This window comes from Cohnella baijiui (assembly GCF_020731285.1).
Taxonomy (GTDB): domain Bacteria; phylum Bacillota; class Bacilli; order Paenibacillales; family Paenibacillaceae; genus Cohnella.
On sequence record NZ_JAJFOW010000005.1, the window covers coordinates 243,980 to 264,203 of the forward strand.

Consider the following 20,224-nt stretch of genomic DNA (forward strand, 5'->3'; position numbering starts at 1 on the left):
GCCACTTTTCAGGGGCTAGCCCGAGGCAACACGCGATTGACAGATCTACAGTTCGCCTTAGAGGCGCTTGCTAGCAGCATTGCCCTTATAGGGCTAATGGAAGCCGCCGGCTAAGCCGGTGGTCATGACTTTTCACCGCTCGGATCTGGATCGTTCGGCCAGGAACTGTGCGGAATTTTCCAGGAATTCGACATTATTCTAGGTATTTCGGGCTATATAGACAGTATCTGGGGCAGTCGATATAATTACAGATGGAAAATTGTTAGTAAAACATATGAATTTCATACCATTTCTTCTCGACTAGAGGTGCGCGTATTGACCAAAGTTCTCGTCATCGAAGATGAGATCGTCGTCGGAGAGATGATCTCGATGTACTTGACGGACGAGGGCTTCGACGTGAGACGGGTCGAGACCGGGTACGCCGGACGCGAGGCGCTGGTGTCCTTTCGGCCCGACGCGGTGCTGCTCGATCTCGTTCTGCCGGACATTCGCGGCACCGATTGGTGCTCCGACGTCCGTCGGCAATCGGATGTGCCGATACTCGTCATTTCGACCGAGACCAAGGTGATCGAACGGATTGAGGCGCTGGAAGCCGGAGCGGACGATTACCTGTGCAAGCCGTTCAGCATGCAGGAGCTGAAAGCGAGGATCGGCGCAGCCGTCCGCCGCGCGAAGCCGGCCGCTCCCCGGACCAGTTCGGCGCAGCCGCAGGGCCTAGGTCCCGCGCCCGATTGCGCCCTTCGTCTGGACCTGTACAAGCGGCAGATTTTTGTCGGAGATGCGCCGGTGGAGACGACGTTCACCGAGTTCGAGCTGCTCAAGCGGTTTTTCGGCTCACCGGGCCGCGTATTCAGCCGGGACGAGCTCATCAACACGGTACGGGGGATCGACTCTTACGTCAACGATCGAGCGATCGATGTCCATATTACCAATCTGCGGCGCAAGCTCGAAGCGAATCCCAAGCAACCGCGGTATCTCAAGACGGTCTGGGGCGCGGGCTACAAGCTGATGCTCGAGTGAACGCCGCATCGCGCGCACGCCGCGCGGCGTCGCCCGGACATTCGCGGGCCAGCTTCTGCCGTCCGTCCTAGCCTCCTTCCTCGCGTCCTCAGCGCGGGAAGGAGTTTTTTTTCGGCTTGACCGTCGTAACCCGCGTTCGAAGGCGTCGAAGCCGGCGGTCCGGCGGGCGGAGGACGGAGCTTAGCGCCTGACGACAGAAACAGCCAAGGGGGATGCCCGATGTTTCGTTCACTTCGCTTCCGTTTGTGGCTGCTGCTTCTGCTTACGACTGGCGTCACGCTGTTTTTGACGGGATGGTTTTATTATCATTCCGCCAGGACGACCATCCACAATGCTTTGCTCGAGAACGCGACGGCCAAAGTCGCCGCGAACGCCGAGTCGCTTTCCGTCTGGGTTCAAACCCGCATACAGCAGCTGGAATCGCTCGCTTCCGATGAGACCGTCCGCTTCGGCGAACAAGCGCTGCGGCAAGCGCGCCTGGAACGGGTCCTCCAGCGGGACGGAGCCTACGAGTCGTTGGTGCTTCGTGACCGGGAGGGCGGACTCCTCGCGTCGGCCGGCGGCTTGGCCGGCGCGATTCCGGCCGGCGCCTGCCCCCGATCCGGGTCGGACAGGCCCGCGGTCTCGGGGCCTTTTCCCGTTCGGAGCTTCACTCTCCCGCACAGGGCGATCGCGGTTCAAATTCCCGTACTGGACGTATTCGGCACCGCGGAATCCTATCTTTGCGCGACGGTGCGGGCCGACGCCATTCTCGCCGACACGGTTGAATTCGAGATGAACATGCGGACCAATGCGGCTCTCGTGAACGATCGCGGAGGCATCGTCTACGCGCCGGATGGAGGGGACGCCTGGAAGAACGAGGCGCTCTTACGCCTTGCGGCGGCGACGCAAGGAAAGGAAATGTTTCAGCTCCAGCAAGGGGGAAACCTCTTTATCGGCTCGGCGGTCGAAGGGACCGGCTGGCACCTGGTCGTGCAAATTTCGACGGACCGGCTCTACGCGCCGCTGCATCGTCTGCTCCTGCTGACGATCGCGGCGGGCGTCGCAGCGGAAGCCGCGTTGGCCGTACTCCTCTATTTGCTGATCCGCCCGCTGCTGAATCGAATCAAAGCCATTTTGAAAAAAACCGAGGCGGTGGCCGCCGGTCAATTCCGCGTCTCGCCGCTCGCCATCGACAAGGAGGACGAGATCGGCGCCCTGGCCGCGTCCGTCAACGGCATGGTCGAGCAGCTGCGCCGGCTGTTCGAGCCGCTGCAAGCGGTCACCCACCAGAGCGACTACGGAATCGTGGTCACAGACGAAGCGTACGTCATTACTCAGTTCAACGAGTCGGCGGAGCGCATACTCGGGTATGCGGCGGATGAGCTCGTCGGCCGGCATACGCCGCTCGTCTACGCCGACCCGGCGGACTCGCGTGCGCTTGCCGAGCGGCTGTCGGACAAGCGCGGGAGGAAGATCGAGCCCGGCTTGCCCTATCTCCGCGAGCAGCTATTAAACCGGCCGACGATCACCGAGGACCGGATCTTCGTCCACAAAGACGGCGCCAAGCTGCCCGTCCACTTGAACGTCAGCAAAATCTTGGACGACCAGGGCCGGGTGACGGGTTACGTTGGCTTGTTCAGGGACATCACGAGACAAATCGGGATTCAGGCCGAGCTGATCGAGGCGAAGCTGGAGGCGGAGCGGGCGAACGAAGCGAAAAGCTCGTTTCTCGCCCGGATGAGCCACGAGATCCGCACGCCGATCAATGGCATCGTCGGATTCACGCAGCTGCTGGAGCGGACGCCGCTCAGCGACGCCCAGCGCGGCTACGTGCAGAAGATCGCCTCCTCTTCGGAGGCGCTGCTCGGCACGGTAAACCACATTCTAGACTTTTCCAAGATCGAGGCCGGCAAGTTCGAGCTGGAGCAGGTTCCCTTCGATGTCGACGACTTGATCCGCAAGCTGGCCGATACGCTGAGCATCTTCCTCGGCCCCAAGCCCGTGGAGATGATCTTCGACATCCCCGACGACGTCCCGGCCCGTTTGCTGGGGGATCCGCTGCGGCTGGAGCAGGTGCTGCTGAATTTGACGAACAACGCGATCAAATTTACCGAGCAGGGGTATGTACTCTTGAAGGTGCGCGCGAGAGATCGGCAGCCGGGCTCGGTTGCCCTGCACTTTTCCGTCACCGACACCGGCATCGGCATCCGCGATGATCAGCTGGCGCAGCTGTTTCAGCCGTTCGTACAGGCGGACGGCTCGACCAGCCGCAAATATGGCGGCTCCGGGCTGGGGCTCGTTATTGCCGACGAAATGGTCGCGCTGATGGGCGGGCAACTGGAAGTGGAGAGTAAGCCGGGCGTCGGGAGCCGCTTTTTCTTTGAATTGACGTTTCCGGTTGAATCGGCGGCCCGCAAGATTGAACCTTCCGCGTCGCTGCATCGTTCCATCTTGTGTATCGAACGTCCGGGCCTTATGCAGCAAACGCTTCTCAACATGCTGATGCCGATTCGCGACGCCCTGGTCTTCGCCGACTCGTGGACCGACGCCATCGCGCTGCTCGACTCGCTGCCAAAAGGACGAGCGTTCGATTACGTCATGTTTAACATGGAGATGGCCGACATGGACGGAGAATCGACCTGGCTTCGGCTGCGGACCGCGGCGCGAGGCGCGCGCACGGTCGCCATGACGACCACGCTCGGTCAAGCTGAATTGCTGCGGATGGCGGAAGAGGACCGGCCGGACCGTTCGCTGATCAAGCCGATCAACCGGCGCTCGCTGCGGCTCGTGCTGGCGGGGTTGGAGGAGGAGAGGCGCCACGACCGGGAGCACCCTCCGCACGAGCCGGCGGCGACAGAGGGGCCGGTCCCGGTTCGGGTGCTCGTCGTGGAAGATCACGAGATCAACCAGGAGATCGCCCGCGAACTGCTGGCGGATCGCGGATTCGAGGTCGGCGTCGCTGCGGACGGCTACGAAGCGCTGCGGATGGCGGCCGAGCAGCATTGGGATCTGGTGCTGATGGACGTGCATATGCCGGCGCTGGATGGCTACGAAGCGACCCGGCGGCTGCGCGAAATCCATCCCGCCTGGTCGCTGCCGATCGTCGCCATGACGGCGAACGTGATGGCGAAGGATCGTCGCAAATGCTACGAGGTCGGGATGAACGACGTGATCACGAAGCCGATCCAAGCCGCGGCGCTGTACGAGGTCGTGCGGCGATGGGTGGCGACGGCCAGAGCGGTGGATTGGGGGGAGGCCGGCGAGCGGGTGAACGGAAAGACGCATATTTTGCGCCGGATGGTTCAGCGATTTCGCAGGGATTACGCTGATTTCGCCGATCGGCTGACCACGCTGCTCGAGCGGGGAGAGCGCGACCGCGCGCTGCGGCTTCTTCATACGTTCCGGGGCGTGACGAGCAATTTGTCCGCCAAGGCTTTGTACGCCGCGGCGACAAGGCTGGAACGCGAGCTGGCGGAGGCGCGGGAAGGCGATGCCGGGCTCGACGGGCCGCTGAGCCCGGCCCGGCCGGATGCGCGGTTCGAGGCGCGATGGCGCGCGCAGCTGGATGTGCTGACCGAGGCGCTGGAGCCGGCACTCTGCGCGATGGCGCTGCTGGAACAGGGAGGTCGGCGCTCCCCGGAAGAGTCGAATTTTGAGAAATAATGTAATGATTGACAGCGATTTATTTTAATGTTGAATCCTCGGGAATCGGTGAGGTAGAATATACTTAAATTCCTATTTTCGTTTTCTTTCGAGATAGTACTTAAGGCCCACAAGGCGAAAGGAGGAACACCCGGTGAAGGATAAGCATACGGAGCGCTGGAGTACATACGAGCCTTTCTACGTCGCCCTCGGGGACAAGAAAGTCGCGGATATCATCATCACCAATCATGCTAGGGTCCGGTGGACCGACCGGGTGGAGACCGAGAAGACGGGTTTCTCCGATATCGCCCAATACTTGTGGGAATGCCTGAAGGAAGGACGCGTCGTGTCCTACTATCGAAATGAAGAAGACGTTTACACCATCGACGACGACCTCGTGTTCGTGGCGGAGTTCACGCCGTCGGAGCAGGTCGATTTGGTGGGCAATCCGCTGCACAAGATGATCGTCGTCACGTTTCTTGGCCGCATGTCGGAGACGATGGAGTTGCGGGATTTGAAGACGTATTACTCCTGGCTTCGCCATTCCCGCCGGATGACGCTGATCAAGAACAACCGCAAACGCCGCTGAACCGCGGCCTCTTTCCCTTTCGCATGCCGATCCGGCATGCTTTTTTTGTCGTTTTGAAGGCCGCGGACACCAAGATTCGGAGAACCATGTGATATAATGCTTTCAAACGCATGGAAGAATGGGGAAGGCAGGAGACGTAATTGGCGCTTAACGTGCATCAGCTCCATATCTTTTATACGGTTGCGGAGCGAGGCAGCTTCTCCGCGGCGGCGCAGACGCTGCATATGACCCAGCCGGCGGTGACGATGCAGATCCAGGCGCTGGAAGAACGTTACGGGGTCAAGCTGCTGCAGCGGTCGGCCAAAAAGCTGGAGCTTACCGACGCCGGGCGCTGCCTGCTCCCGCAAGCGCGCAAGGCGATCGAGCTGATGCGGGAAACCGACGATTTGATGGCGAGATACGCCCTTCTTCTCAAGGGGCAGTTGAAGTTCGCGGCAAGCCTGACGATCGGGGAGTACGTGCTGCCCCGAATGCTGGGGCCGTTCCTCAAGCGGTACCCCGATTTGTCCGTCAGCATGCGCATCATCAATACGACGGAAATTCTCGACGAAATCGAACATCACGGGCTGGCCTTCGGCCTGGTGGAAGGACGGGTGGACGGACCGGGGCTTTACGTGGAGCCGGTCATGAACGACGAGCTCGTGCTGGTCGCCCCCGCGGACCATCCGTTCGCCTCGCGCGCCGAGGTGACGCTGGACGAGGTGCTGGAGGAGCCGATGGTGCTCCGGGAAACCGGCTCCGGCACGCGGCAGGTCATGGAGGAAGAACTGATCCGCCACGGGGCGTCGCCCGAGCGGCTGCGCGTCGTCAGCGACTTCGGCAGCACCGGCGCGGTGAAGTCGGCGGTCGAGGCGGGACTCGGGCTGTCCTTCTTGTCCGTCTGGACGTTAAAGCACGAGGCGGCGCTCGGGCTCTTGAAGCCCGTCCGCATCCGGGGCGTGTCGTTCCGCAGGCAGTTCTACGCGGTCCGTCAGCAGTCGGCCGATCTGCCGCTGGCGGCGTCCGCTCTACTAAACTATCTAAGGGGATTGCCGGATGAACTTAGCTGATTTGCACACGCACACGACCGCCTCCGACGGTCTCCACCGGCCGGCGGACAACGTCCGGATGGCCCGCGAGGCGGGACTCGCCGCGATCGCGATCACCGACCACGACACGGTGGCGGGCATCGGCGAAGCCCGGGATGCGGGAACGCGTTACGGTGTCGCCGTCGTGCCCGGCGTCGAGATCAGCACGGCGAGCGACGGGCAGGATATTCACGTGCTCGGGTATTATGTCGACGAGCGCGACGAGACGTTTTTGGCACGGCTTGCGAAGCTGCGCGGCGTACGTGAGCGGCGCAACGAGGCAATCGTCGCCCGGCTGAACGAGCTCGGCATCCCGCTCACGATGGCGCAGGTAATGGACGCCGCGGGGGACGGCAGAGGCGCCGACGAGACGATCGGGCGGCCGCATATCGCAGAGGCGCTTGTGCGCGCGGGCGCCGCGGCGAACGTACAGGAGGCGTTCGATCGGCTTCTCGCGGAAGGCCGACCGGCCTACGTGCTTCCGCCTCGCATCTCCCCCGAGCAGGCGATCGCCTGGATTCACGAAGCGGGCGGGACGGCCATCATCGCGCACCCGGGCCTCTACGACCGGGACGACCTGGTCGCGTCGCTGCTCGCGCAGGCGGGCGCCGACGGACTCGAGGCGTACCATTCGGACCACTCGGAGGCGGACGCCGCCCGTTATCGGGCGATGGCCGAGGCGCATGGCAAGCTTGTCACGGGCGGATCGGACTTTCACGGCGCCCGCAAGGGTAAAATTTATCACGGCTCGATCGGCAGCCGGACCGTCGACGCCGCCGTGCTGGTTGCGCTGCAGGGCAAGTAGCCGCCCCGGCGGCAGGCGGGCGCAGTCGGGCGCCGGGAGGATCGGCGCATAAAAAAAGAGGGTGTTCCCGAGGTCGGCAGCGACCGGAAGGGAACACCCTCTTTTGGCGATAAGGCGTCATGCGGCGCGGAACGGCTCGCCCGACACGCGCGGTCCCTAGCCGGGGACGACGCGCGGATGAGCGCGCTACACTTGCTTCACGGTGCTGGGCAGGCTGCGAACGACGGCTTCGTCGGGCGTGATGAACAGCGTCTTTTGGCCGTCGTAGATGACGAATCCGGGCTTTGCGCCGTTCGGCTTGCGCACCAGCCGGATCTTCGTGTAGTCGACGGGGACGAGGCTCGATTCGCGGCCCTTGCTGTAGTAGGCAGCCAGCATCGCCGCTTCGCGGAGCGTTTCTTCGCCGTAAGCGGAGCTTCGGATCAGCACGTGCGAGCCGGGGATATCCTTCGTATGCAGCCAAGTGTCGGACGGCTGTCCCAGCCGATTGGTGACGTAATCGTTTTGCGTGTTGTTTTTGCCGACGTAGATCGGGATGCCTTCGCTGGACGTGTAGCAGAGCAGCGCGGGGCGGTCGTTCTTTTTTTTGCGGGGACCTTTGCGCCCGCCACGCTCCCGGATGTAGCCCTGCTCGACGAGCTCGCCGCGGATCTCTTCGATGTCGGCGGGTGTGGCCGTGTCGAGGCCTTGCGCGACGGAGTCGAGGTAGCGCAGCTCCTCCTTGGCGCCCTCGATCTGATCGACGACGATCGCCCGGCTGTTTTTGAGCTTCGTATATTTGCGGAAGTAGCGTTGCGCGTTCTCGTTCGGCGTGAGAAGAGGATCCAGCGGGATCGACAGCGCGGGCTGCTCCTCCTCGTAATAATCGACGACCTCGACCGCGGCGTCTCCCTTGCTTACCTGGTGCAGATGGGCCGTCAACAGCTCGCCGTACTTCCGGAGCCGGTCGGCGCCCGAAGCCTCCTCCAGCGTTTCAGCCAGCTTTTCCAGCTTTTTTTCGTTTTTCGCGGTTTCGTTTTGCAGCCAGCGGGCCAGATCGGCCGTCCGCTGCCGTACGAGGTCGCGTTCGGCTTTGTCCGCGTAGTAGGTTTCCAGGCATTCGTGGATCGTCGCGAATGGCCGATGCGTTCCCGGTACATGGGTCAGGGGAAGCGCATGAAAGACGCTGCGTCCGTCGCCGGTCTCCACGATCGAGGGCGCGTATCGATGCGCGGCCGCGTCGGCCATCGCGTCGAGAAAGGCAGCCGGAATTGTTCCGGCTTCGTCTTCGGCACGATGGACGATCTCCTTGGCGAGCAGCGGGCTAATCCCCGTAAAGGCGCCGACGAGCGCCGAGGACAGGCTGCCCGGCAGGCGACCCGGATCGGCCGCCCCCAAGGCGGCTTCGACGTCCGCCGCGGAGGCGTCGAGCGGCGACCGCTTGTGCTGGGACGGCGGGGCGACATAGGCGGTTCCCGGCATGACGATCCGGTGGCTGCTCATCGAAGGCGTAACGTGCCGGATGCTGTCGTGCACGACGCCGGTCGCCGGATCGAGCAGGATGAGATTGCTATGGCGTCCCATGATCTCGAGGACGAGGCGCTTCAGCGACAGATCGCCGAGCTCGTCCCGGTGGCGGACGTCGATCTCGACGACGCGCTCGAGCCCGACCTGGCGGACCGCTTCGATGACGCCGCCTTCGCAATGCTTGCGGAGCAGCATGCAGAACATCGGAGGCTCCTGGGGATTGGCCCACGGCTGCTCGGTATAATGCAGGCGGGGCAGTGACGGGTGGGCGGACAACAGCAGCTTGCGGCCGAAGCCCTGGCCCCGGATATGGAGCACGAGCTCGTGATCGGTCGGCTGATAGATTTTATGAATGCGCGCGCCGGCCACGGCTTGCAGCTCGTGGACGAGGGCGCGGGTGACGATGCCGTCGAGTGACATTGGCGTAGACTCCCGGTAATCGAATGATTTCGGATGCGAATCCGTTCTTCCTATGATGCCACAGTTGCCCGCAAAGGGAAAGGGCGCCCTTACCGCCGTCTCCCGGACAAGTCGGGATATTTCGCGGCTTGTCTGAATACACATAGGGCAGAAAGGGCTGTCCGGCGGAAGCGGGGCGGCGCACTTGCGGGAGGAGGAGACTTCAGTGGAGGGGAAGGCTTGGCACCAGTTGGACGAAGCCGAACTGGCGACGGCGCTCGGCACCAACGTCAAGGAGGGCTTGGCGGCAGATGAAGCGGCTTCGCGGATCGCGCTTCACGGGCTCAACGAATTGGCCGAACGGCGAAGGGAGTCCCCGTTCAAGCTGCTGATCAATCAATTCAAGGACTTCATGGTGCTGGTCCTGGCGGGCGCGACCGTCGTTTCGGGCTTGCTCGGAGAAATGCTTGACGCGCTCACGATCATCGCGATTATCGTGCTCAACGGGCTGCTCGGGTTCTACCAGGAGTTTCGGGCGGAGCGCTCGCTGCAGGCGCTGAAGGAACTGTCCGCGCCATCCGCCCGCGTCCTGCGCGGCGGCATGATGGAGACCGTGCCGGCGCGAAATCTCGTGCCGGGCGACGTCGTCCTGCTCGAGAGCGGGGACCGTGTGCCGGCGGACCTCCGGTTGATCGAGAGCAACCAGTGCACGATCGAAGAAGCGGCGCTGACCGGGGAGTCGGTGCCGGTGGTCAAGGACGCGGTCCGGCTCGAATCGGGCGAAATGTCGCTCGGCGACCGAAAAAACTGCGCCTATCTCGGCACGATGGTGACGCGCGGCACGGCGAAGGGCGTCGTCGTCATGACGGGCATGAACACGGAGATGGGCAAAATCGCCGATCTGATCCAGCAGACGGAGGAAGCGGACACCCCGCTGCAGCACCGGCTGGAGCAGCTGGGCAAAATTTTGATCGTCGTCGCCCTCGCGTTGACGGTGCTCGTCGTGGTTGCCGGGGTGCTGCACGGCCAGCCGCTCTACGGCATGTTCCTGGCCGGCGTCAGCCTGGCCGTCGCCGCCATCCCCGAAGGCTTGCCGGCGATCGTGACGATTGCGCTCGCGCTCGGCGTGCAGCGGATGATCCGGCGCAAGGCGATCGTCCGCAAGCTGCCGTCCGTAGAGACGCTGGGCTGCGCTTCGGTCATTTGTTCGGACAAGACCGGCACGCTGACGCAGAACAAAATGACGGTTACGAAGGTCTGGGTCGGCGGCCGCGTCGTCGAGGTGACGGGCGAAGGCTACGAGCCGCACGGCCAGCTGATCGAGAAGGGCAAAACGATCGACGTCAAAGGCGACGCGGCGCTGCGGCGGCTGACGCAGATCGCGGCGCTGTGCAACAACGCGCAGCTCGCCCGCGCGGATCGTTCGGAGGAGCTGCGCAAGCGCAAGGCGACGCGGGAAGCCGGAGAGCTGGCGGAAGGCGGCGAATGGCAGGTCAAGGGCGATCCGACCGAAGGCGCGCTGCTCGTTCTGGCCGCCAAGACCGGGCTCGGGCGCGCATCGATCGAGGAGCTGTATCCGCGCGTCAAGGAGTTTCCGTTCGATGCGGACCGCAAGCGCATGTCGGTGCTCGTCTTGCATCAGGGCGGGCGGCTCATCTGCACGAAGGGAGCCCCCGACCTGCTCGTCGAGCGCTGCGCGTACGTGCTCTGGGACGGAAAGGTCGTGCCGTTCACCGGCACCCTCCGTCAAAAGGTGCTGCAGGCCAATGGGGAGCTGGCGCAGGAAGCGCTGCGCGTGCTGGGATTCGCCTACCGCGACGTGCGTCCGCAGGATGCCTGCGAGGACGAGACCGATGCGGAGGAAGGGCTCGTCTTCGTCGGCTTGAGCGGGATGATCGATCCGCCGCGCCGCGAAGTCGCGGATGCGATCGGCAAATGCCGCGCCGCCGGCATCAAGACGGTCATGATCACGGGCGACCACCAACTGACGGCCGAAGCGATCGCGCGAACGCTCGGCATCTTGCCCCGCGATGGCAAGTCTCTCAGCGGAGCCGAGCTTTCCGGGTTGAGCGACGAGCAGCTCGACAAGATCTCGGACACCGTTTACGTTTATGCCCGCGTCTCGCCGGAGCACAAGCTGCGCATCGTTCAGTCGCTGCAGCGGCACGGGCACGTCGTGGCGATGACGGGCGACGGGGTTAACGACGCGCCGGCGGTGAAGGCGGCCGACATCGGCATCTCGATGGGCATCACCGGCACCGACGTGACGAAGGAAGCGTCCGCCCTCGTGCTGGCCGACGACAACTTTGCCTCGATCGTGGCGGCCGTCGAGGAGGGCCGCGGCATCTACGAGAACATTCGCAAGTTCATCCGGTACCTGCTCGCCTCGAACGTCGGCGAAATTCTCGTCATGTTTTTCGCGATGATGGCCGCGCTGCCGCTGCCGCTCATCCCGATCCAGATTTTGTGGGTCAACCTGGTCACGGACGGCCTGCCGGCGATGGCGCTCGGCGTCGACCAGTCGGAGAGCGACCTGATGCGCCAGAGGCCGCGCTCTTCCAAGGAAAACATCTTCGCGCGGCGGCTCGGCTGGAAGATCATCAGCCGGGGCGTGCTGATCGGCGTCTGCACGCTCGCCGCGTTCGTGCTGACGCTCGGGGGCCGGACGGGCGACGCACAGCATCTGGTGCACGCGCAGAGCGTCGCTTTCGCCACGCTCGTGTTGGCGCAGCTCATCCACGTGTTCGACTGCCGGAGCTCGCGTTCGATTTTCCACCGGCGGTTTTTCGAAAACAAGTTCCTCGTGCTCGCCGTCCTGTCGTCGCTCGTGCTGCTGCTCGCCGTCCTGTACTTCGAGCCGATGCAGCCGATCTTCAAAACGGTGCCGCTCACGCTGCGCGATTGGGCGCTCGTCTTCGTCGCGGCCGGCATCCCGACCTTCGCGATGGGCATCGGCAGCGTTTGGGGTTCGTCGCGCCGCCGCCGCCGTCCGGGCAACCGCATCACGTACGGCGGCTCCGGCGCCAATACCCGCGCCGCCGCTCCGTACGCGCGCTGAGCCGGGCGAAGTCCTCGTCCCCAAAAAGCAACCCGCTCGTCGGATCGCCTCGAGAGAGAGGCGAGCCGGAGCGGGTTGCTTGCGTTGGAGGGACCTCGTGCTTTCGGCGGGGCTACTCGATCTTGATGGGCTTCGGCTCCTCTTCCGCGCCGTCGTCCGCAATGCCTTTGGTCGAGTTGCGGAATTCGCGCAGCGTGTCTCCGAACGCGCGTCCAAGCTGCGGCAGCTTGGCGGGGCCGAAGACGATCAGCGCGATGGCCAGGATGATGACGAGGCCGGAAACACCGATGTTGTTGAACAGAGGGAACACCTCCCTTCCAATACATTCGAATCATGGCTTGTAGGCCGAAAATATCGGGTGCAGCCCGGTGGAATCGATTCTTTCGCGACCTAACAAGCCGAAAATCTAGGCTCCCGCGACTTCGCGCCCGGGAAACCTCCCGCGCTTACGCCGGTCGGACCGACAGCCGCTCCCGGCGGCGGTGATAGCGCGTCGAGACGAAGGCGCTGATCTCGAACAGCAAAATGAGCGGCACCGTCACCGAAAGATGCGAGACGAAATCGGGCGGCGAGATGCAGGAGCCGAGCACGGCGAGCCCGACGTATGCGAACTTGCGCACCCGTTTGAGCGAGCCGGGGGTGAGCAGACCGATCCGCGTCAGAAACAGCAGCACAAGCGGCATCTCGAAAGCGATGCCCATCGGGAAAAGGAAGCTCAGCAGGAACGACATGTAATGGTGGATGCCGTACACCTCGTGCGCGCCGATGCTCTGGTTCAGCCGGATCATGAAGCGGATCATCATCGGCAGCGCCACCGTATAGCCGAAGCCCATGCCGGCGACGAACAGGACGAACGACACCGGCACGTACAGCAGCGTCGCCCGCGCCTCCGTCTCCGTCAAACCGGGACGGGAAAAGCGCCACACGTGGTACATCGCGAACGGAAGCGTGAGCACGAAGCCGAGCAGCATCGCGCATTTCATATAGACGAGCAGCCCGTCCGACAGGGAGAAGACGCTCCACTCCACCTGGATGCCGCCCAGGTGCGTCCGCACGTAGGCGAGCAGGTGGGGCGACGCGTACAAGCCGACCGCCAGCGCTGCGAAAAACCAAAGCCCGACGTAGATCAGCCGCCTGCGCAGCTCGCCGAGAAGGCGGACGAGATCCGCGTCGAGCGCCAGCCCTTTGGCCGCTTTCACACGAGGGATCCGGGCTTCTGCAAGTACTTGGAGACTCCCTCGGCCGCCCGGTAGGCCAGCGCCCCAACCGTCGCGGTCGGGTTGAAGCCGCTGTTGTGCTGAAAGTTGGACGCGCCGCAGATGAACACGTTCTCGGCGTCCCACATCTGCAGGTAGTTGTTGACAACCGACATCGACGGATCCCCGCCCATCGTCGTGCCGCCCGTGTTGTGCGTCGATTGGTACGGCACGATGCTGTAGGTGGACAGGCTGTCCTTCATCTCCGTCTTGGTCGCGCCCATCTGGTCGGCGATTTCTTTCGTTTTGGAGGCGATGAACTTCACGAGCTCCTTGTCCTGGTCCTCGAAGTCGAACGTCATCCGCATGAGCGGCAGGCCGAGCGAGTCCTTGTACACCGGATCGAGGTCGAGATAGTGATGGCGGAACGGAAGGGACGCACCCTGTCCGGAGATGTTCAACACGCGGTTGGCGTATTGGATCGAAGCCTGCTTGAACTGCTGGCCCCAGCCGGGCGTGCCCGACGGCGTCGGATTGTGCTGGATCGGGCGCAAGCCCGCCTGCGTGTACCGGATGTTGGCGCCGTGGAGAAACTTCAGGTCGGTATGGTCGAAGTTGTCGCCGTTGAAGTCGTCGAGGCTGCTGCCGAGCGCCCCCGCGCCCATGAAGATGTTGAATTCCTTGTCGTCGTAAAAAGCCGTCGTCGACGCCCCGTTCACCTGGTAGCAATAGTTGCGGCCGACGGCGCCCGTGCCCGTCGCCGGATCGTAGGGCTTGCCCAACTTGGACAGGAGCAGCAGACGAACGTTGGAAAAGACGTAGCTCGCGAGTACCACGACGTCCGCCGGCTGAAAATATTCCTCTCCGGTCGGCGTATGCACGTAGGTGACGCCTGTCGCTTTGCCGCCGCTGTGGGAGACGCCCGTGACGTTGGCGAACGTGCGCAGCTCCAGCTTGCCCGTCTGCTGCGCGACCGGCAGAACGGTGACGACCGGGTCGGCCTTGGCGCCGTATTCGCAGCCGAACCGCTCGCAGTAGCCGCAGTATTGGCAGGCGGCGCGCGAGACGCCGTCCGGGTTGGTGTAATCCTGAGACAGGTTCGCGGACGGGATCATGTACGGCTTGTAGCCGAGCTTTTTGGCTGCGTCGTGGAACAGCTTCATGCCCGGCGTCACTTTCATCGGAGGCGTCGGGAACGGCTTGGACATCTTGCCTACGTTGTCCTGCGTCGTCGGTTCGCCCGAAATGCCCGCCATCTGCTCGTACTGGACGAAATAAGGCTCCAACTCGTCGTATTTGATGCCCCAGTCTTGGAGCGTCATCCCTTCCGGCATTTTGCCTTTGCCGTACCGGTCGATCGTCTTGGAGCGGATCTCGAAGTCGTAGGGCAGGAAACGATAGTATTGTCCGTTCCAGTGAACGCCCGCTCCGCCCAGGCCGTCGCCGAGGAGGAACGAACCGTAGCTGCGCATCGGCAGCGCCCGGACTTTCTCGTTGTTCCGGTAGGTGACGGTCTCTTTGGACAAATCCTGCATCAGCTCGTAACGGTTCGCGTAGCGCAGCTCGTCGTGCACGTGGTAATAATCTTCCGTGCTGCGGCTTTTGCCTCGCTCGAGACCCACCACTTGAATGCCGGCCTTGGTCAGCTCGGCGGCGATGATGCCCCCGACCCAACCCATGCCGACGATGACGACCGGTACTTTCGGCAGTTTGGTAGCCATAGGTTCGATTCTCCTCTCAGGAAGTCAGGTGATCGTGCAGGCTGAGCGGCTCGATTTTGACGAGCCCGTCCTTTTCGATCACGTCGGTGTAGCTCATTTGGTTGCCCGGGAAGCTGCGCATTTTCCAGCCGCCCATGTTTTTGTTGCCGCCGTACAACGGGTCCGAATAGACGCCTTCGAGCGTCAGCGCACGCAGCATGTTGAAGAAGGTCGGGGCCGGCACGGCTTGAACGTCCGCCTTGTCCGATTCGAAGGCGGCGAGGACGGCGTCCTGCTCCTCGGGCGTCAGCTTGACGAATTTCTTTTGGTAGTTTTTGGTGCTGAATCCGTCCAGCGCCTCGAGCCCCAGCACGAACAGCTCGCGCCGGCGGAACGCCATCTGATAGCCTTGATAGGCTTCGGCCTTGTAGAACGGGGCCATCATGTAATCCTTCGCGTTCGACCCGTAGGCGCTGGCCAACTGGTGGTCGATGAAGAAGGCGACGCCGAGCTCCTTGGCTCCGGGGCCGAGGTCGTCGGCCGGGAAAATGCGCTCGGTCGCGGCTTCGGTGATCTGGAACTGGTTTTGATTGAAGAACATGAGCGCCTGGTTGTAGTCGCGGTCCGATTCGGCCGCGGGCGGCGCGGGTGAGGCGCCCGGCGCGGGAGCGCCGCTTTTCGTCTTGTTCGCGTTGGCGCCGATCAGGCCGCCGACAATGCCCCCGACGACGACGCCGCCGATCGCGGTGCCCGTATATTTTAGGAATCTTCTGCGCGAGTCGTCCTGCGGCTGCTGCGGCGGACGCTTATCTTCGTTGGCCATGATGGGGTCCTCCTTCGTTTGGGCGAACAACGTTTGCAGTCAGTCGTATGATTACCTGCGCTTGCAATGTTATCCATAAAGGCGGGCCGATCGTCAGAAAAATGCAAACAATCCGGCGATTGCTGTATGCGCGGCGGGAAAAATATACGGTATGATAGGAAATCGAAAAGGACATTCCAAGCCTATCGATCTGGAGGGTAAGCCTCATGGAATTTACAAAAATGCACGGCCTCGGCAATGACTTTATCGTGGTGTACGGCGAGCAGGCGCTGCCCGCGGACGCGTCCTCGCTCGCGGTGCGCCTGTGCAACCGGTTCTTCGGCATCGGCGCCGATGGACTCGTCTACATCCTGCCTTCGGACAAGGCCGACTTCATGATGCGGATCATGAACTCGGACGGTTCCGAGGCGGAGCAGTGCGGCAACGCGATCCGGTGCGTAGCCAAATACGTCAACGACAACGGCTTGGCCAACCGGACGGAAATCACGATCGAGACGTTGGGCGCGGGCGTGCAGCCGGTTCAGCTCGAAGTCGTGGACGGCAAAGCGCGGCGCGTGCGCGTCGATATGGGAAAACCGATCCTGAACGGCCTTGACGTCCCTACGACGATCGACGCCGATCCGGTTGTCGGCGCGACGGCGACGGTGGACGGACGGGACTTTACGTTTACAGCGGTGTCGATGGGCAATCCGCATGCCGTCATTTACGTGGACGACGCCGTTCATTTCGATCTGGCGAAATGGGGACCAAAGCTCGAGACGCATCCCCTGTTCCCGCGCAAGATCAACGTGGAGTTCGCCACGGTTAACTCCCGCGAACAGGTGGATATGCGCGTCTGGGAACGCGGCGCCGGCCCGACGCTCGCCTGCGGCACCGGCGCTTGCGCGACGCTCGTGTCCTCGGTGCTGAACGGCCTCACCGACCGCCGGGCGACGATCTCGCTGACGGGCGGCGACCTGTACATCGAGTGGGACGAAGAGACCGGCCGCGTCTATATGACGGGGCCGGCCGAGACGGTCTATACCGGTACGCTCTAAAGCGGGCAACCGCCGCCTTTCGCCCGACAATGCCCGGCTCCGGCCGGGTTTTTGGCATTTCCGGCATCGGGGAAATGTGCTACATTAATAACACCTGATACGCTTGGCAATCGTATTCTGCCACGACTTTGCACAGATTGGATGGGAAGCCTTTTGAAACCGGATTTGCGCGCAGCCCTCGCCGGGCGAGCGCTCGTCGGCGACGGCGCGATGGGCACTTATTTGTACCAGCTCGGATTCCCCATCGGGGTTTCGTTCGAAGAATACAACTTGCTGCAGCCGGACGTGATCGCGGACGTGCACCGCCGCTATATCGCGGCCGGGGCGGAAGTGATCGAGACGAACACCTTCTCCGCGCAGTACGCCAAGCTGGCCAAGTACGGCCTGCAGAAGCAGGCGGAGCGGATCAACGCCGCCGGCGTCGAGCTCGCCCGCAAAGCGGCGGGCGACCGCGCTTACGTCGTGGGAGCGGTCGGCGCGATCCGGGCGGGACGCCGCAAAAACGTACGGACCGCGAGCATTCGCCGGGACTTCGAAGAGCAGATCGGCGCGCTGGTCGGGGCGAAGCCGGACGGGCTGCTGCTCGAGACGTTTTTCGACCTGGAGGAGCTGTCGCTCGCGCTCGGCATCGTCCGCAAGCTCAGCGATCTCCCCGTCATCTGCCAGTTCGCCGTAGAAGACCCGACGCGGACGCACGACGGCGTGCCGCTGCCGGAGGCGTTCGCGCGCCTCGCGGCCGAAGGTGCTGACGTCATCGGCTTTAACTGCCGCAGCGGACCGAACGGCATTCTACGCGCGCTCGAGGCGATCCCGCGCGACTTCGAACGGCCGCTCAGCGCGTTTCCGAATGCCGGCCTCCCCGACTACGTGGACGGCCAGGTCGTCTATTCGGCGACGCCGGAGTACATGGGGACGAACGCACGCCGCTTCGCCGACTTAGGCGCACGGTTGATCGGCGGCTGCTGCGGGACGACGCCGGACCATATCGCGGCGATCGCGGGCGCTCTCCGCGGCTACGCGCCCAGCGCGACCGCCGCGGAAGCGGCCGAGGCGCAGGCGGCGCAGATCCGGCTCGCGGAGCCGGTCGTGCCGGAGCCGGCCAGGCAGGCGGCCGCGCCGTCGATCGTTGAGCTGGCCAAGCGGCGCCATACCGTCATCGTCGAGCTGGATCCCCCGCGCGAGCTCGACATCTCGAAGTTCATGGCCGGCGCTGCCGCGCTTCGGGAAGCGGGGGCGGATGCGCTGACGATGGCCGACAACTCGCTCGCCGTGACCCGGATGAGCAACATGGCGCTCGCCGCACTTGTGCAGGAGCGGGTCGGCATCCGGCCGCTCGTGCACCTGGCTTGCCGGGACCGCAATCTGATCGGCACGCAGTCGCATCTGATGGGCTTCGACGCGCTCGGCATCGACCACGTGCTGGCCGTGACGGGCGACCCGGCGAAGTTCGGCGACCTGCCGGGAGCGAGCTCGGTTTACGATCTGACGTCGTTCGAGATCATCCGCATGATCAAGCAGTTGAACGAAGGCATCGCCTTCTCGGGCAAGCCGCTTAAGCAGAAGGCAGGCTTCGTCGTCGGCGCGGCGTTTAACCCGAACGTCAAGCATCTGGACAAAGCGGTGCAGCGGCTAGAGCGCAAAATCGCGTCCGGGGCGGACTACGTCATGACCCAGCCGGTCTACGACGCCGGACTGATCGAACGGATCGCGGAGGCGACCCGTCACCTGAACGTCCCGGTCTTCCTCGGCATCTTTCCGCTCGCGAGCGGGCGCAACGCCGAGTATCTGCACAACGAGGTGCCCGGCATCCAGCTGTCCGACGAGGTCCGGGGCCGCATGCAGCGTCTCGAAGGCGCGGCCGGCCGGGCGGAGGGCGTGGCGATCGCGAAGGAATTGCTAGATTCGGCGATGAAGCATTTCAACGGCATCTACCTCATGACGCCGTTCCTCTTTTACGAGATGACGGCCGAGCTCGCCGCATACGTCAAGGCGCGGAGCGCGGCGTCGTTCGAAGATGAGCAAACCTCTTGTCCGTCCGAGAGATTTCAAGTAGAATAAACAAATATGGCCAGCGAACGGAACGCCCAGCCGCATCGGCGCGCGACCGGGAGGCCAAGTGTATCCACAGTCCCGCAGTATGCGTAGGGCCGCTTTCGGCAACAATGAGAGCGTAGTAGGGTTGCCCCGGGGTGCTGCTTGCGAGGAATGGACCGGAGGGAAAAGTGGCATGGCGATCAAGCTGATCAATATCGGATTTGGCAATATCGTGTCCGCGAATCGGATTATTTCGATTGTCAGTCCGGAATCGGCACCGATCAAACGGATCATTCAGGAAGCGCGCGACCGGCACATGTTGATCGATGCGACGTACGGGCGCCGCACGCGCGCCGTCATCATCACCGACAGCGACCACGTCATCCTGTCGGCCGTCCAACCGGAGACGGTGGCTCACCGGTTGTCGACCAAAGACGACGAACATGACGAATGAATCGGGGAAGTCCATGAACAGAGGTTTGCTTATCGTATTGTCCGGCCCTTCGGGCGTCGGCAAAGGCACGGTTTGCGCCGCGCTTCGGCACAAGCTGCCGGGGCTGACGTATTCCGTGTCGGCCACGACCCGCGCCCCGCGCGCGGGAGAGAAGGACGGTGTGAACTATTTCTTCCGGACGCGCGAGCAGTTTCAGGAGATGATCGCCAAGGATCAGCTTCTGGAATATGCGGAATACGTCGGAAACTATTACGGCACGCCCCGCGATTTCGTCGAGAAGACGCTGAGCGAGGGCAAGGACATCATTCTTGAGCTCGAAGTGCAAGGCGCCGTCAAAGTGAGAGAGAAGTTCCCGGAGGGGATCTTCGTCTTTTTGTTGCCGCCTTCCCTTCGCGAGCTGAAGGAGCGGATCACGGGCCGCGGGACCGAGTCCCAGGCCACGATCGACCATCGGCTGTCGGTAGCCGTCCAGGAGATGAACTTGCTGGAGCACTACGACTACGCCGTCGTCAACGACGAGATCGATACCGCATGCCATCGCATCGAGGCGATTCTGATCGCCGAACATTGCAAGCGCGAGCGTTTCCTTCACGAGCTGTTCGAGGAGCTCGACCGCTTGCCGCTCACTGAAAACGTAACGGAGAGGTGATCCCATGCTGTACCCATCGATCGACGAATTGGTCCGCAAGGTAGACAGCAAGTATACGCTGGTCGTCGCCGCCTCGAAGCGGGCGCGCTCGCTGCGCGAAGGCAAGATCAGCAGCCTGGACGCGCCGAAGTCCCACAAGGTCGTCGGCGTCGCGCTCGAGGAGATTTACAGAGACCTCATTACGGTCGAAGCCATTCGAAACGAAGAAGAACCGGAAGAAGAATGATGCACCGAAAGAAACAACCCTCGCGGTTGTTTTTTTT

General features: G+C 63.2%; 16 protein-coding genes. 11 read left to right on the plus strand and 5 right to left on the minus strand.

All coding sequences use genetic code 11. From position 1 onward, the window contains the following. Positions 1 to 306: 306 nt before the first annotated feature. The 5 genes from LKX83_RS07895 to LKX83_RS07915 all read left to right on the plus strand — a co-directional run bounded on the left by LKX83_RS07895 (position 307) and on the right by LKX83_RS07915 (position 7,105). Entirely contained in the window at positions 307 to 1,020 is a 714-nt protein-coding gene (locus tag LKX83_RS07895; protein WP_370639045.1) for a response regulator transcription factor, read from the plus strand. A 219-nt stretch (positions 1,021 to 1,239) separates the two neighbouring features. Continuing rightward, positions 1,240 to 4,665 (plus strand): response regulator, encoded by a 3,426-nt coding sequence (locus LKX83_RS07900; protein ID WP_227881624.1) that lies wholly within the window; start codon positions 1,240 to 1,242, stop codon positions 4,663 to 4,665. 133 nt (positions 4,666 to 4,798) lie between these two features. Further along, positions 4,799 to 5,233, plus strand: coding sequence for a hypothetical protein (locus LKX83_RS07905; protein ID WP_227881625.1), 435 nt, complete (start codon positions 4,799 to 4,801; stop codon positions 5,231 to 5,233). A 140-nt stretch (positions 5,234 to 5,373) separates the two neighbouring features. After that, positions 5,374 to 6,282, plus strand: coding sequence for a LysR family transcriptional regulator (locus LKX83_RS07910; RefSeq protein ID WP_227881626.1), 909 nt, complete (start codon positions 5,374 to 5,376; stop codon positions 6,280 to 6,282). Continuing rightward, entirely contained in the window at positions 6,269 to 7,105 is an 837-nt protein-coding gene (locus LKX83_RS07915; RefSeq protein WP_227881627.1) for a PHP domain-containing protein, read from the plus strand. Before LKX83_RS07910 ends, LKX83_RS07915 begins: the two co-directional genes overlap by 14 nt. Before the next feature lie 186 nt (positions 7,106 to 7,291). On the opposite strand, the gene LKX83_RS07920 is transcribed toward LKX83_RS07915, so the two are convergent. Continuing rightward, positions 7,292 to 9,031, minus strand: a complete 1,740-nt coding sequence (locus LKX83_RS07920; RefSeq protein ID WP_227881628.1) for an Rqc2 family fibronectin-binding protein — start codon at positions 9,029 to 9,031, stop codon at positions 7,292 to 7,294. 205 nt (positions 9,032 to 9,236) lie between these two features. Here LKX83_RS07920 and LKX83_RS07925 point away from each other — a divergent pair, with 205 nt between their 5' ends. Continuing rightward, a complete protein-coding gene (locus LKX83_RS07925; RefSeq protein WP_227881629.1) occupies positions 9,237 to 12,068 on the plus strand; it encodes a calcium-translocating P-type ATPase, SERCA-type in 2,832 nt (943 codons plus the stop codon). Positions 12,069 to 12,180: 112 nt separating this feature from the next. On the opposite strand, the gene LKX83_RS07930 is transcribed toward LKX83_RS07925, so the two are convergent. From LKX83_RS07930 to LKX83_RS07945, 4 genes are all read right to left on the minus strand, one after another. Beyond that, positions 12,181 to 12,369 carry a twin-arginine translocase TatA/TatE family subunit gene (locus tag LKX83_RS07930; RefSeq protein WP_227881695.1) on the minus strand — a complete coding sequence of 63 codons (189 nt, stop codon included), beginning with the start codon at positions 12,367 to 12,369 and terminating at the stop codon, positions 12,181 to 12,183. 145 nt (positions 12,370 to 12,514) lie between these two features. Then, positions 12,515 to 13,267: a twin-arginine translocase subunit TatC gene (gene tatC, locus LKX83_RS07935; RefSeq protein ID WP_227881630.1), complete on the minus strand. Its 753-nt coding sequence runs from the start codon at positions 13,265 to 13,267 to the stop codon at positions 12,515 to 12,517. Further along, entirely contained in the window at positions 13,264 to 14,985 is a 1,722-nt protein-coding gene (locus LKX83_RS07940) for a GMC family oxidoreductase (RefSeq protein ID WP_227881631.1), read from the minus strand. The genes tatC and LKX83_RS07940 overlap by 4 nt, the downstream gene beginning before the upstream one ends. A 16-nt stretch (positions 14,986 to 15,001) precedes the next feature. Further along, positions 15,002 to 15,787 carry a gluconate 2-dehydrogenase subunit 3 family protein gene (locus LKX83_RS07945; protein ID WP_227881632.1) on the minus strand — a complete coding sequence of 262 codons (786 nt, stop codon included), beginning with the start codon at positions 15,785 to 15,787 and terminating at the stop codon, positions 15,002 to 15,004. Between the two features lie 206 nt (positions 15,788 to 15,993). On the opposite strand from LKX83_RS07945, the gene dapF reads away from it, so the two are divergent. The 5 genes from dapF (at position 15,994) to rpoZ (ending at position 20,187) form a co-directional block, all read left to right on the plus strand. Beyond that, entirely contained in the window at positions 15,994 to 16,824 is an 831-nt protein-coding gene (gene dapF, locus LKX83_RS07950; protein WP_227881633.1) for a diaminopimelate epimerase, read from the plus strand. A 153-nt stretch (positions 16,825 to 16,977) separates the two neighbouring features. Then, positions 16,978 to 18,882: a bifunctional homocysteine S-methyltransferase/methylenetetrahydrofolate reductase gene (locus LKX83_RS07955; protein WP_227881634.1), complete on the plus strand. Its 1,905-nt coding sequence runs from the start codon at positions 16,978 to 16,980 to the stop codon at positions 18,880 to 18,882. A gap of 169 nt (positions 18,883 to 19,051) precedes the next feature. Beyond that, positions 19,052 to 19,312: an extracellular matrix/biofilm regulator RemA gene (gene remA / locus LKX83_RS07960; RefSeq protein ID WP_027084220.1), complete on the plus strand. Its 261-nt coding sequence runs from the start codon at positions 19,052 to 19,054 to the stop codon at positions 19,310 to 19,312. Positions 19,313 to 19,325: 13 nt separating this feature from the next. Then, the gene (gene gmk / locus LKX83_RS07965; protein ID WP_227881635.1) at positions 19,326 to 19,961 is read left to right on the plus strand and encodes a guanylate kinase; all 636 of its coding nucleotides are present in this window, start codon (positions 19,326 to 19,328) and stop codon (positions 19,959 to 19,961) included. A 4-nt stretch (positions 19,962 to 19,965) separates the two neighbouring features. Further along, complete coding sequence (rpoZ, locus tag LKX83_RS07970; RefSeq protein WP_227881636.1) at positions 19,966 to 20,187, plus strand: DNA-directed RNA polymerase subunit omega; 222 nt, start codon at positions 19,966 to 19,968, stop codon at positions 20,185 to 20,187. The last annotated feature ends 37 nt before the right edge of the window (positions 20,188 to 20,224 follow it).

Coding starts and splice junctions, on each gene's coding strand:
- LKX83_RS07900 (WP_227881624.1), top strand. CDS start 1,240: ATGTTTCGTTCACTTCGCTTCCGTTTGTGGCTGCTGCTTCTGCTTACG.
- LKX83_RS07915 (WP_227881627.1), top strand. CDS start 6,269: ATGAACTTAGCTGATTTGCACACGCACACGACCGCCTCCGACGGTCTC.
- LKX83_RS07920 (WP_227881628.1), bottom strand. CDS start 9,031: ATGTCACTCGACGGCATCGTCACCCGCGCCCTCGTCCACGAGCTGCAA.
- LKX83_RS07940 (WP_227881631.1), bottom strand. CDS start 14,985: ATGGCTACCAAACTGCCGAAAGTACCGGTCGTCATCGTCGGCATGGGT.
- LKX83_RS07945 (WP_227881632.1), bottom strand. CDS start 15,787: ATGGCCAACGAAGATAAGCGTCCGCCGCAGCAGCCGCAGGACGACTCG.
- dapF (WP_227881633.1), top strand. CDS start 15,994: ATGGAATTTACAAAAATGCACGGCCTCGGCAATGACTTTATCGTGGTG.
- remA (WP_027084220.1), top strand. CDS start 19,052: ATGGCGATCAAGCTGATCAATATCGGATTTGGCAATATCGTGTCCGCG.
- gmk (WP_227881635.1), top strand. CDS start 19,326: ATGAACAGAGGTTTGCTTATCGTATTGTCCGGCCCTTCGGGCGTCGGC.
- rpoZ (WP_227881636.1), top strand. CDS start 19,966: ATGCTGTACCCATCGATCGACGAATTGGTCCGCAAGGTAGACAGCAAG.